This is a genomic window from Methylobacterium sp. Leaf85, from assembly GCF_001422125.1.
Taxonomy (GTDB): domain Bacteria; phylum Pseudomonadota; class Alphaproteobacteria; order Rhizobiales; family Beijerinckiaceae; genus Methylobacterium; species Methylobacterium bullatum.
The window spans coordinates 91,260-104,065 of the sequence record NZ_LMME01000034.1 but is presented as its reverse complement, the minus strand read 5'-3'; the positions used below and the strand labels follow the sequence as shown (position 1 = coordinate 104,065).

The following is a 12,806-nucleotide window of genomic DNA, read 5'->3' as shown; positions in this document are numbered from 1 at the left end:
GGGATGCGAGGCGTCGACGATCGCCTTCGAGGTCTTCGCTTCGGCTCCCTCGGCCTGGAATCCTCAGGCCCGGATCCCGAAACTCAATTCCCTTGGCTCAGTTCTTGGCCACGAAGCACTGGCCGCCAGCGCCCTGCAACTCTGTGCAGAGGGTGGTGGCTTCGGCCTTGGCCAGGGGGCCGACGCGGACGCGGTAGATCGTCTTGCCGCTGACCTCGGCCTGACGGATCAGGGCGGGCTTGCCGGAGAGCTGGCTGAACTTGCCCTGCATCTGCTTGAAGGCGGCCTGAGCCTCGGCCTCGCTGGTGCGCACCCCGAGCTGGACCGAATACCCGCTGACCGGCGCGGTCGAAGCCGCCGGAACGGGGGCGGGCGTCGGCAGGGCGGACGTCGCATCGGGAGCGACGGCGCTAACGCGCTGCGGGGCCTTCACGCGGGGAGCGGGGGCGGCCTGCTCGGGTACCGCAGCTTCGTCGGTCGCTCCGGGCGTCGCCGTCGGCAGCTTTCCGACACGCGGATGCATCGACCCGCTGGTGGAGCCGCCGTTATCGCCCGGAAGCGTCATCGTGGGGATCACGGATTGGGCGGCGGAAGCCTCGCGCTGGGGCGGCGGCGGAGGCGTATCCGGCTTGACGGAGACGGTCCGCACCCGGCGTGGCTCGCCGAGGGTTTCGGTGAGGGGGGCCGTATTGCCGCCCTGCCCGGTCGAGGGCGTGGCTCCGCCCTCCCCGGCGCGCTGGGCGGAACGGGCGGCCTGCGCGACGTCGACCGGCTGCTCTTCGCGGTTGACGATGCGGATCTGGCCGTCCTTGGCGTTGCGATCGTAGATCTGCTTGTTCTGGTCGGGAATCTCGACGCCGTCCGCCTTCTGCGGGGCGATCTTCAGCGGAGCCTTGTCAGCCAGGATCGTCGGCACGGTGCCGTCGCCCTGGCTCGAATGCAGGCCGCGCCAGGTGAGCGCGCCGGTGACGCAGACCACCAGCACGCCGAGGCCGGCACCCACGGAGACGAGGCGGCTGCGCTGGCGGGGCCGTTCGGCCGCGCGGTTGAGGCGGTCTTCCTGCTCCGGCGCATAGGCCTCCGATCCGCGGGGATCGTGGACCCCGTCGGCATAGGCGCTGTGATCGACGGAGGCGAGATACTGGTCGAAGGCATCGGCCGGATGAGCCGAGAGCGAGGCCTCCGATTCGGACTGGTACTGAGGATGCTGGGCGTAGGCCGCAGGCGCAGGTGCATAGGCCGCAGGTGACCCGGAATGGGCCGACGGGGCGGCTGCCGGTGCCTCGTCGTGGAAGATCGGCTCCCTCCGCCCGCCCTGGCCCTGCGGCTGGGGCGCGGTACGGGAATCGCGGGCTTCGAGGAGGGCGCGGAAGGGGTCGTCCTGGCCAACGATGCGGGCGAGTTCCGCCAGCGGATCGGGCTTGGCCGCAGGCTGGGCCTGCGGCTGGGGCGGCGTCGTGGGCTGCAAGTCACGCGCGAAGGCGTCGAAATCGACAGGCGCTCGCGAAGCGTTCGTCGTCATGGCAGCATTCCTCTTCACGCCGAGATCACCTCACCGCATTTCATCCGGCGCGGTGACACCCAAGACCGCGAGGCCGGAGGCGACGACGCCTCTCAAAGCCTCCACGAGGGCCAGTCTTGCCCGTGTCGAGTTTCGGTCGTTTGGATTAATAAACCGTAATTGCGGCAGGTCTTTGCCTTTGTTCCAGAAACCATGCAGGGAACTTGCCAGCTCGTAGAGGTAGAATGCCACACGGTGTGGCTCGTGTGCCGCCGCCGCCGCTTCGATCACCCGCGGGTATTGGGCGATGAGCCGCATGATCTCGATTTCCGCGGAATCGGCCAGCAGCGTCAGATCCGCATCCGCGAGGCCGGCGACGGAAAAGTCCTCGCCGGGCATCGCTTCGCGCGCCTGCCGGAACACCGAGGCGCAGCGGGCATGGGCGTACTGGACGTAGAAGACCGGGTTGTCCTTGGATTGCTCCACCACCTTGGCGAGGTCGAAGTCCAGGGTCGCGTCGTTCTTGCGGTAGAGCATCATGAAGCGGATCGCGTCGCGGCCGACTTCGTCGACCACCTCGGCGAGGGTGATGAACTCGCCGGCGCGCTTGGACATCTTCACCGGCTCGCCGGCCCGAAGGAGCCGCACCAATTGGCAAAGCTTCACGTCGAGGGTGGCGTTCCCGTCGCTCACCGCCTTCACCGCCGCCTGCATGCGCTTGACGTAGCCGCCGTGATCCGCGCCGAGGACGTCGATGAGGTCGGTGGCGCCGCGCCTGATCTTGTCGCGATGATAGGCGATGTCCGAGGCGAAGTAGGTGAACGAGCCGTCCGACTTCAGCAGCGGCCGGTCGACGTCGTCGCCGAACTCCACGGTGCGGAACAGGGTCTGCTCGCGGTCCTCCCAATCCTCGGGCAGCTGGCCCTTCGGCGGCGGCAGCCGGCCTTCGTAGACGAGGCCCTTTTCACGAAGCTCCGCCAGAAGAGCGGGCACCGCCTCCTTCAGGGTGGCTTCCGAGAAGAACACGTCATGGTGGATGCCGAGCCGGGCGAGATCGCCCCGGATCAGGTCCATCATCGCGGCGATGGCATCCGCCCGCACCTGCGGCAGCCAGTCGGATTCCGGCGTGTCGAGGAGTGCGCGTCCGTGCGTCTCGGCGAGGGCCTTGCCCACCGGCACGAGGTAGTCACCGGGATAGAGGCCTTCGGGCACAGGGCCGACCTCTTCGCCCAGCGCCTCGCGGTAACGCAGGAACGCGGAGCGGGCGAGCACGTCCACCTGCGCACCGGCATCGTTGATGTAGTACTCGCGCGTCACGTGGCGGCCGGCCGCCACGAGCAGGTTGGCCAGCGCGTCGCCGAACACCGCCCCGCGGCCATGGCCCACATGCATCGGCCCGGTGGGGTTGGCCGAGACGTATTCGATGTTGACCTTGCCGCCGGGCAGGTGGGCTCGGCCGTACTCGGTGCCCTCGCCGAGCGCGGCACGCACGACCTCGTGATAGGTCTCGGGCGTCAGGCGCAGGTTGATGAAGCCCGGTCCGGCCACGCTCGCCTCGATCACGCGGGGATCTTGCCGGAGCTCCGCCGCCAGCGCTTCGCCCAGCGCCTTCGGATTGGTCCGGGCCTCCTTGGCGAGGACCAGGGCGGCATTGGTGGCGAGGTCGCCATGAGTGGCATCGCGCGGCGGCTCGACCACCACGCGGGAGAGATCGAGCCCCTCGGGCAGCGTCCCGGACCGGATCAAGCGCTCGAGCGCCTCGCGCACGCGCGTCTCGAAGGTGGCGAAGATGTTCATGGGATATCTATTCCGCTCGCGCCAAGCCGCATCGTCACGACGGCCTGCGCCTCAATGCGGCGGCATACCAATGCGGGGGGCAGGTGTCACGGGAGGCCGCCCATCGCCCTTTGCTGCCCCCATCAGCCCGGCGCTTCAGAACCAGGCGCGCCAAGCCTCCCACTCGGCCACGGCGCCGGCCAGGGCCGCGTAGCCGCCGGCATTGGGGTGGGTTCCGTCCCCCGCCGCGGCCTCGCTGGTCCATGCATCGGATCCCGTGGCCACGCCGAAGACCGGCAGGAACGGAACACCCAGTCGGGCGCAGAGGGGAGCGATGTCGCGCGACAGAGCCAGGATTCGTGCATCCGTCGAGGGATCGTCGCAGACGGGAAGCGGGCCGATCATCAGGGTTTTTCGCCAACCGGCGGCGTCTGCGAGAATTGCCCGTGTTGCATCGAGGGAGCTGTCATGGGCGACGCGGGTTCGGCCATCCATGAGGGTGCAATCGTTTGCGCCGAACGCGAAAACGAGCCGGCCGTCCAGCCCCTTGGGCAGGCGGGCTTCGGCCTCGCCGCGCCAGCGGCCCTGAATGTCGAGGCTGGTGTCGCGGCGAATGCCCAGATTGTAATGCGTGACGTCCCAGCCCGCGCGACGGGCCTCGGCACAGAGACGGCCCGTCCATCCGAGACAGGTGTCGTCACCGACCCCGTTCACGAAACTGTCGCCGATGAAGCAGATGCGCATGGATCGTCCCGACATCCCGGCCCTACCCCTCCGCCAGCGGCAGGCCCCGGCTCTCGGGACTCCAGTGCAGGTCCGGCGTCGTGGGAAACAGGCGCTTGTGGGCGAGCACCGCGTAGGTGTCGGTCATGCCGGCGATATAGTCGGCCACCCGGCGGGCGATGCGCCCCTCCCCCGCCGCCTCGAGCCCGGCCCGCCATTCCTCGGGCATGCGGGCAGGGTTCGTGCTGAAGGCATCGAACAGGTCCGCGACGATGATGTCCGCCTGCGCCCGCACCGCCAGCACGCTCGGGTGGCGGTACATCCGCGCGTAGAGGAAGCGCTTGATCGCGGCATCCGCCTCCTCCAGGGCCGGCGAGAAGGAGACGACCGCCTCGTCGGCCGCGCGGATATCGGCGACGGAAGCCGGTGCCAGGGCCTCGATCCGCCGGGTGCTCTCGGCGATCACGTCCTCCACGAACCGGGTGATCACGCGCCGCGCCAGTTCGTGGATCTTTCGCGATTCCTCGAGATTCGGGTGCAGCGCGTCGATTTCGTCGAGGATGTCCCGGAGGAAGGGGACGCCGTCGAGATCCGACAGTTCGAACAGGCCTGCCCGCAGACCGTCGTCGAGGTCGTGGCTGTCATAGGCGATGTCGTCGGCCAAAGCCGCCGCCTGGGCCTCCGGCCCGGCGAAACGGGCGAGGTCGAGGTCGTTCTGTGCGTTGTATTCGAGGATGGCGGCGGGAATGCCCCGTGCCGCCCAGCGCGGGGTCGGGTCGCCCTCCTTCGTGAGGAGCGGGCCGTTGTGCTTGACGAGGCCCTCCAGGGTCTCCCAGGCGAGGTTGAGCCCGTCGAACCCGGCATAGCGCCGCTCGAGCCGGGTGACGATCCGCAGGGCCTGGGCATTGTGGTCGAACCCGCCGTGAGCGGCCATGAGGGCATCGAGCGCGTCCTCGCCGGTATGGCCGAAACAGGTGTGGCCGAGGTCGTGGGAGAGCGCCAGCGCCTCCGCGAGATCCTCGTCGAGGCCGAGCGCGCGGGCCAGCGCACGGGCGATCTGGCTGACTTCGAGGGTGTGGGTCAGACGGGTTCGGTAATGGTCGCCCTCGTGGTGGACGAAGACCTGGGTCTTGTGCTTGAGGCGGCGGAAGGCGGCCGAATGGATGATCCGGTCGCGGTCGCGCTGGAAGTCGCTGCGCGTGGGCGAGATCGCCTCCGGGATCAGCCGCCCGCGCGTGGCCGCCGGATCGGTGGCGTAGCGCGCCCGCCAGCGTTCGCCCCTGTGCCGCACGTCACCTCCTGAATGCGCTATCGCGCGCAACGATCATCCCGCGTTGCAGCGCGTCTCTACGGCGCATATCTTGTGTGGGCTAGCGCTTCTGGCAATCGACGAGAACCCAAGAGCATCACGATGGCCGACATCACCCTGACCCCCCGCGCGGCCAAGCGCATCAACGAGATCATGGGAGCCGAGCCTCCCGGCGCGTCCCTGCGGATCAGCGTGAACGGCGGCGGATGCTCGGGCTTCTCCTACGCCTTCGACATCGAGCGGGCGCGGGCCGAGGACGACGTGGTGATCGAGCGGGACGGCGCCACCGTCCTCGTCGATCCGGTTTCCCTCGAATACATGAGCGGATCGACCATCGATTTCGCCAACGACCTGATTGGCCAGGCCTTCAAGATCGAGAATCCGCAGGTCACCTCTTCCTGCGGCTGCGGCACCTCGTTCTCGCTCTGAGGCTTCGTCATTCCGTCACAGCACGGCGTGAGGCAGCGCGATTGCCTCGCCGTGGAAAAAGCGGCACGGATGCGGTTCGGCGCGGCACCGTTGCACGAAGCGCCTTTTTTCGCAGCGCCCCGGATCCGCTCATGATCGTCCCACAAGGTCGTCCCTTTCTCATGCGGACGGCTGGCCTTTCGGTCTGCGCCCTCCTCGTCTTCGGCGGCGGCGGCCCGATCGGCCCCTTGCCGGTCTCGGCCCAGGAAGCCGCCTCCGCCGTGCAGGACGTCACGCTCCAGAACGTGACGATGACCTTCGGCGGCACGGTCCTCACCGCGCCGCAGGTCATCGTCAGCGGGACGCGCCTGACGAAGGACGACCTTCTCGCCCTGCTCAGATCCGGCCCCGAGCCTCTGCCAGCGCGTCTCGCGAAGTTCGATGCCGCGAGCATCGTGATTCCCGAGCTTCGCTCCGAGATACGGGTCGGCCCCAGGACCCAGACCGTGATCTACCGCGACGTGACCGCCAAGGATGTGCGCGGCGGCCGCATCGCCCAGGCGGCAGCGGCGGGGGCGACGGCTGCCGAGGCGGGAGGCGGCGAGAAGCGCAGCGCCAGCTACGGCCGCATGGAGATGCGGGACGTCGATCTCACGGCGATGGCGCGTCTCTACGGTGAGGCTGGCGATGCCAAGAGCCCGATGATGCGCCTCTATGGCGCGTTCTCGGTCTCCGATACGCTGATGGAGGCCGACGGCACGGTGGTGAAGGTGGCGCGCATCGAGGGCACCGACCTCAGCGGGCGCCAGATTCCGGCGACCTGGACGGGCGCGCTGGACGCGATGGCGCGCGCGGACCAAGCTCAGGGCAATCCCGCCGACAGGGCGAGAATCTTCGGGGTGATGGCGGACGTTCTCGACGGCTTCTCCGTCGGCTCGGTCCAGGCCACCGGGCTCACCATCAGCCAGACGAAGGACGGCGAGCCCGTATCGATCGGCATGGGGCGCATGGTCCTGTCCTCCGGTGGCCTCAGCATGGAAGATCTCGGCTTCACCGCGGGCGATGCCGCCGGAAAGCTCGCGCGCTTGAGCGTCGCGGGCTTCTCCTTTGCCCCGACCGTGGTGGCCATGCGCAAGCTTTCGACCCAGGCCGGGGAGCCCACCGAAGCGGATTTGCGGCAGATGACGCCGGCGCTCGGCACCCTGGCATTCAAGGATCTGAGTCTCGACCTGCCGCCGGACGAGGTGCCCGCTTCGCCCAAGCCCCCCGCGAAGCCCCCCGGCGCCGCCTCGCCCGTGCTCCCTCCGGCCGCGACGGCGCCCACGCATATCGGCCTGCGCGACGGCGCCCTCGCCTTCGGCCCGCTGCGCGACGGGGTGCCAACCACCGGCCGGGCCAATCTCTCGGGTCTCACCCTTCCCGCCTCGGCGGTGGCCGGAATCCCGGGGCTCGGCTCCCTCGGCGCCTATGGCTACCGCGACCTCGACCTGAACGTCGTCGCCGACACGGCCTGGAACGAAGCCGCCAAGGAGCTCTCCTTCAGCGAGGTATCGGTGTCGGGCAAGGACATGGGCAGCGTGACGATCAACGGCACCCTCGGTGGTATCGGACCTGCGGTGTTCGACCCCGATCCGAGCGTCTCGACCTTCGCCATGCTGGGCGCCACCGCCAAGGCCCTCGACCTGCGGATCGAGAATACCGGCCTGTTCGAGCGCTTCATCGCCTCGCAGTCGAAGAGCCTGAGCCTCAAGCCTGAGGAACTGACCCAGGAATACGTCACCGCCACCACGTTCGGCGTGCCGGCCATCCTCGGCAATTCGGCCGGCGCCAAGGCCATCGGCGCGGCCCTGGGCCAGTTCGTGACAAAGCCGGGCACGTTCTTGCTCAGCGCCAAGGCGAAGAACGCCGGCGGCATCGGCATGCTCGAATTCAGCGCGGCCCCGACACCGGGCGCCGTCCTCGACAGGCTGGATGTGAGCGCGAAGGCGAATTAAGCGACCCGGGACGACGCCCGCGTCGCTCGCTCCCTACAGGAGGGGGCAGAGCGTTTGGGGCCGGGTTCAATTCAGTTCGCGCACCACGATGCGGCCATTTTCGGCCGACAGGGCGAGGCGGCCGGCCTTGAGGGCGAGCGCCTTCTCGCCGAACAGCGTCCGGCGCCAGCCGTGCAGGACGGCGATGTCGGCCTCGTCGTCTTCGGCGATGGCTTCGAGGTCATCCATCGTGGCGACGATCTTGGGCGCCACGTCCTCGGCCTCGCAGACCGCCTTGAGCAGCACTTTCAGCAATTCCACCACGGCGCCGTTGCCGCCCCGACCCCGGCTGCGCTCGGGCAGGACGATGTCGGACAGGTCGCGCTGGAAGCCGCGCTCCACGGCGGCGAGGATGTCCGTTCCGGTCCGCGAACGCTCGAAGCCCGCCGGGATCGAGCGCAGGCGCCCAAGGGCCTCGACGCTGCGCGGAGCGGAGGTGGCGATGTCGATCACCGCCTCGTCCTTGAGGATGCGCCCGCGCGGGACGTTGCGGGTCTGCGCCTCGCGCTCGCGCCAGGCGGCGACCTCGGCCAGCACCGCGATCTCGCGCGGCTTGCGCATGCGGCCGGACAACCGGCGCCAGGCCTGGGCCGGGTCGGCCTTGTAGGTCTCCGGCGAGGTGAGGACGCTCATTTCCTCGTCGAGCCATTCGCCGCGATCGGTGGAGAGGAGCTGCCCAGCCAGCACCTCGTAGACCTTCACCAAGTGGGTCACGTCGGAGAGGGCGTAGCTCGACTGGGCGTCGGAGAGCGGACGGCGCGACCAGTCGGTGAAGCGGGAGGATTTGTCGATCTTGGCCTTGGCCACGTCGTTGACGAGCTGCTCGTAGGAGACCGAATCGCCGTAGCCGCATACCATGGCGGCGACCTGCGTGTCGAAGAACGGCTGCGGCAGAAGCCCGCCAAGCAGCCAGATGATCTCGAGATCCTGGCGCGCCGAGTGGAACACCTTGACCACGCCCTCGTCGGCCATCAGCGCGAAGAACGGCGCGAGGTCGATGTCGGGGGACAACGGGTCGACGAGCACACCCGACCCGTCCGGCCCCGCCATCTGGATGAGGCAGAGCTTGGGGTAGTAGGTCGTCTCCCGCATGAACTCCGTGTCGACGGTGACGAACGGCTGTCCGGCGAAACGGCTGCAGGCCTCGGCGAGAGCCGGCGTGGTGGCGATGAGATCCATGAGAGCCGGCTATATCGGAGGTTGACGCGCGAGGCGAGATCGTATCTCGCACCGCGCGCGCCTATCCCCACATCCCGTGCTGTACTTCCCTCGTCAGGCGGCGCGCGAGGCTGCGCATCAGTTCGGCACGCTCGCGCCGCTGGGCCTCGGCACGGGCGAGAAGCCAGTCGAGGATGCCGGCATTCCTCCGAGGCCCGCCCTCCTCGGTCAGGCGCCGCATCCGGTCCACCCGGAAGCCGCGATAACCGCCGCGTGCGCGGTCGATGCCGCCGAGCAGCGTCCGGCCGGGGCCGAGCCTCAACTCGCGCGCGTCGAGGGCACGCGTGCTCCAGAGACCGCGGGAATCCTCGTAGACGATCTCGAACCGGCCTTCGAGCGGCAGGACCTGCCATACGCCGGGCTTATGCTCGCCCCGTTCCGCGGGCTTCCCGCGTGCCGAGGGAGCCACTGCGGCCTCGTGCAAAATGTCGAAAAACGCGTTCGCATTCATGGGCTTGATATGGGAATGCACCCTCGTTCTCGTAAGGTCCCTCCCCCTCCGGCCCCTCGGCGGCGCCCGCTCCGGGTTCATCCCGGCTCCCGCTTACGCGCCCTGCCGTCGCGATCTCCTGGGATCGCCTTCACCTTGACTTGCCCGCCCTCGCGTGAATGGTGCGCCGCTCAATCTGAAGAGCCCGTCATGCACCGTTATCGTACCCATACCTGCGGGGCCCTCCGCCCGTCCGACGTCGGCGAGACCGTTCGCCTTTCCGGCTGGTGCCACCGCATCCGCGACCATGGCGGCGTGCTCTTCATCGATCTGCGCGATCATTACGGCCGCACCCAATGCGTGGTCGATTCCGATTCGAAGGCGTTCAAGACCGCCAACCTCGCCCGCTCGGAATGGGTGATCCGCATCGACGGACGCGTGCGCACGCGCCCTGCCGGCACCGAGAATGCCGACCTGCCCACCGGAACGGTGGAGGTCTATATCGACGACATCGAGGTTCTCGGCCCCGCCGGCGAGTTGCCGGTGCCGGTCTTCGGCGACCAGGACTACCCGGAGGAGACGCGCCTCAAGTACCGCTTCCTCGATCTGCGTCGCGACAAGCTGCACGCCAACATCATGAAGCGCGGCGCGATCATCGATTCGCTCCGCCGCCGCATGCGCGAAGGCGGCTTCTTCGAGTTCCAGACGCCGATCCTCACCGCTTCCAGCCCGGAAGGCGCCCGTGACTACCTGGTGCCGTCCCGCGTGCACCCCGGCAAGTTCTACGCGCTGCCGCAGGCGCCGCAGCAGTTCAAGCAGCTGACGATGATCGCCGGCTTCGACCGCTACTTCCAGATCGCGCCGTGTTTTCGCGACGAGGATGCCCGCGCCGACCGCTCGCCGGGCGAGTTCTACCAGCTCGACATCGAGATGAGCTTCGTCACCCAGGAGGACGTGTTCCATTCGGTGGAGCCGGTCCTGCGCGACGTCTTCAAGGAATTCGCCGAGGGAAAGCGCGTCACCGAGACCTTCCCGCGCATCCCCTATGCCGAGGCGATGCTGAAATACGGCGTCGACAAGCCGGATCTGCGCAACCCGCTGATCATCGCCGACGTGACGGACGAGTTCGCCCGCGACGAGGTCGAGTTCAAGGCCTTCAAGGGGGTGATCAAGTCCGGCGGTGTGGTCCGCGCCATCCCGGCCACGGGGGCGGCGACGCAACCGCGCTCGTTCTTCGACAAGCTCAACGACTTCGCCCGCGCCGAGGGCGCGCCGGGCCTCGGCTACATCATCTTCGAGGACGACAACGGTACGGTCACCGGCAAGGGGCCGATCGCCAAGTTCATCCCTTCGGAGATCCAGGCCCTCATCCGCGAGAAGACCGGCACGAAGGCCGGCGACGCGGTGTTCTTCTCCGCCGGCACCGAGGGCAAGGCCGCGGCTCTGGCCGGCAAGGCCCGCATCCGCATCGGCGACGAACTGAACCTCTCCGACAAGGACCAGTACGCGTTCTGCTGGATCACCGACTTCCCGATGTACGAGTGGAACGAGGACGAGAAGCGGATCGACTTCTCCCACAACCCGTTCTCGATGCCGAATTTCGACCGCGAGGAATTCCTCGCCCTCGATCCGAGCGAGGCCGAGAAGATCCTCGGCATCAAGGCGTTCCAGTACGACATCGTCTGCAACGGCACGGAGCTGTCCTCCGGCGCGATCCGTAACCACCGCCCCGAGGTGATGGAAAAGGCCTTCGGTCTCGCCGGCTACGGCCAAGAGGTGCTCGAAGAAAAATTCGGCGGCATGCTCAACGCGCTGAAGCTCGGCGCCCCGCCGCACGGCGGCATCGCGCCGGGAATCGACCGCATCGTCATGCTGCTCTGCGGCGAGCAGAACCTGCGCGAGGTGGTGCTGTTCCCCATGAACCAGCGCGCCGAGGACCTGATGATGGGCGCCCCCGCCGAGGCGACGCCGAAGCAGCTGCGCGAGCTCCACATCCGGTTGAATCTGCCCGAGAAGCAGGGCTGAGCCGCGACACACCACCCTCCCCCCTCTGTGGGGGAGGGTACCTACGGAGCAGGCTGGAGAGGGGGGGCGACCTCTCCGGACTGCGCGCTCCCCTCTCCCGACCCTCGCTGACGCGAGGGCCACCCTCCCCCGCAGAGGGGGAGGGTTTGCAGCGCCCGATCCCTCCAACATTGACAGGGCCGACATGCCCTCCCTCGTCGCCATCGTCGTCAGCCATGACAGTGCGCATGCGCTGCCGACCTGTCTCACGGCGCTCGCAGCCGAGCACGTGCCGGCCATCGTCGTGGACAATGCGAGCCGCGACGGGTCGGCGGGCGTCGCCGAGGCGGCCGGGGCCAGGGTGGTCCGCAATCTTCGCAACGAGGGCTACGGCCGGGCCAACACCATCGGTATCCGCGCCGCCGACCGTGCGGAGCGCGTGCTCATCCTCAACCCGGACATCGTGCTGCGGGCCGGCGCGGTCGATGCGCTCCTGCGCGCGGCTGCCGCCTATCCGGATGCGGGCCTGCTCGCGCCGCGCCTGATGGAGCCGGACGGGCGGTTCTTCTACCAGCCACGCTCGCTGCTCGCGCCCTACCTCACCAACCCACCCGGCAACCGAGCCTTGCCCGACGGCGATGCCTGCGCGCCGTTCCTCTCCGGCGCCTGCCTGATGATCCGGCGGGACCTGTTCCTCGCCCTCGGCGGGTTCGATCCGAACATCTTCCTGTTCTACGAGGATGACGATTTGTGCCGCCGGGTCGCCGATTCCGGCCGCTCCCTGGTCCATGTCCACGGCGCGGTCGCCCTGCATGGGCGCGGGCGCTCGTCGGCGCCGGAGCCCGGCCGGGTCTTCCGCACCCGCTGGCATCAGGCCTGGTCGCGGGCCTATGTCTCGCGCAAGTACGGCCTGCCGGACCCGAGCCCGGCCATGCTCGCGGTCAACGCTCCGAAGGCGGCCTTGGCATCCCTGAGCTTCCGCCGGCCACTGATCGAGCGCTATGCCGGTTCGGCGGCCGGCGCCCTCGCTGCCATCCGTGGGCGCACCGCCCTCGCTCGGGAAGGGCTCGCATGAGCCTGCTCAATCCGACGGCCGCCCTGGCCCGCGCCGTCGCCGGCGTCGCGGCGCAGGGCTTCGTCGTCGTCGCACGCAACACGCGCGGCGACAGCGTCTACCTGAAGCCGGAGGGCTGCACCTACGCGCTTCGGATCTCGAACCACGCCCGGACGCCCAAGCAGCGCAAGAACCATCCCGACGCGATCACCAGCCTGGTAATCCGGGCCTCCACCGGCCCGGCTCAGGTCGACGCCCTGGTCGAGACCGCCCTGCGCAATTTCGCCGGGGAGCGGCGCAAGCGCGAGGGAGACCGGGGCGGGGAGAGCGACGGGCCGGCCGTTCCGTGA

11 protein-coding genes are annotated in these 12,806 nt (G+C 68.9%); 5 read left to right on the top strand and 6 right to left on the bottom strand.

Features of this window, described 5'->3' with window-relative positions; translation table 11 throughout:
- Nucleotides 1-97 precede the first annotated feature (97 nt).
- From ASF08_RS21640 to ASF08_RS21625, 4 genes are all read right to left on the bottom strand, one after another.
- On the bottom strand, nt 98-1,522 hold the full coding sequence (locus tag ASF08_RS21640; protein ID WP_056149406.1) for an SPOR domain-containing protein: 1,425 nt from the start codon (nt 1,520-1,522) through the stop codon (nt 98-100).
- A 30-nt stretch (nt 1,523-1,552) separates the two neighbouring features.
- Nucleotides 1,553-3,298, bottom strand: a complete 1,746-nt coding sequence (argS, locus tag ASF08_RS21635) for an arginine--tRNA ligase (RefSeq protein WP_056149404.1) — start codon at nt 3,296-3,298, stop codon at nt 1,553-1,555.
- A 135-nt stretch (nt 3,299-3,433) separates the two neighbouring features.
- Nucleotides 3,434-4,021 carry a GDSL-type esterase/lipase family protein gene (locus ASF08_RS21630; RefSeq protein ID WP_056149402.1) on the bottom strand — a complete coding sequence of 196 codons (588 nt, stop codon included), beginning with the start codon at nt 4,019-4,021 and terminating at the stop codon, nt 3,434-3,436.
- Between the two features lie 22 nt (nt 4,022-4,043).
- Nucleotides 4,044-5,291: a deoxyguanosinetriphosphate triphosphohydrolase gene (locus ASF08_RS21625; protein WP_056149399.1), complete on the bottom strand. Its 1,248-nt coding sequence runs from the start codon at nt 5,289-5,291 to the stop codon at nt 4,044-4,046.
- 120 nt (nt 5,292-5,411) lie between these two features.
- Between ASF08_RS21625 and ASF08_RS21620 the strand changes: the two genes are divergently transcribed.
- Complete coding sequence (locus ASF08_RS21620; protein WP_018043514.1) at nt 5,412-5,738, top strand: HesB/IscA family protein; 327 nt, start codon at nt 5,412-5,414, stop codon at nt 5,736-5,738.
- 131 nt (nt 5,739-5,869) lie between these two features.
- Nucleotides 5,870-7,711 (top strand): hypothetical protein, encoded by a 1,842-nt coding sequence (locus ASF08_RS21615; RefSeq protein WP_200931889.1) that lies wholly within the window; start codon nt 5,870-5,872, stop codon nt 7,709-7,711.
- 66 nt (nt 7,712-7,777) lie between these two features.
- On the opposite strand, the gene rnd is transcribed toward ASF08_RS21615, so the two are convergent.
- Nucleotides 7,778-8,929 (bottom strand): ribonuclease D, encoded by a 1,152-nt coding sequence (gene rnd / locus ASF08_RS21610; RefSeq protein WP_056149395.1) that lies wholly within the window; start codon nt 8,927-8,929, stop codon nt 7,778-7,780.
- A 61-nt stretch (nt 8,930-8,990) separates the two neighbouring features.
- Nucleotides 8,991-9,419 carry a hypothetical protein gene (locus ASF08_RS21605; RefSeq protein ID WP_056149742.1) on the bottom strand — a complete coding sequence of 143 codons (429 nt, stop codon included), beginning with the start codon at nt 9,417-9,419 and terminating at the stop codon, nt 8,991-8,993.
- 189 nt (nt 9,420-9,608) lie between these two features.
- Here ASF08_RS21605 and aspS point away from each other — a divergent pair, with 189 nt between their 5' ends.
- The 3 genes from aspS (at nt 9,609) to ASF08_RS21590 (ending at nt 12,806) form a co-directional block, all read left to right on the top strand.
- Nucleotides 9,609-11,423 (top strand): aspartate--tRNA ligase, encoded by a 1,815-nt coding sequence (gene aspS, locus ASF08_RS21600; RefSeq protein ID WP_056149393.1) that lies wholly within the window; start codon nt 9,609-9,611, stop codon nt 11,421-11,423.
- Nucleotides 11,424-11,607: 184 nt separating this feature from the next.
- Entirely contained in the window at nt 11,608-12,477 is an 870-nt protein-coding gene (locus ASF08_RS21595; RefSeq protein WP_056149391.1) for a glycosyltransferase family 2 protein, read from the top strand.
- Nucleotides 12,474-12,806 (top strand): hypothetical protein, encoded by a 333-nt coding sequence (locus tag ASF08_RS21590; protein ID WP_056149388.1) that lies wholly within the window; start codon nt 12,474-12,476, stop codon nt 12,804-12,806. Before ASF08_RS21595 ends, ASF08_RS21590 begins: the two co-directional genes overlap by 4 nt.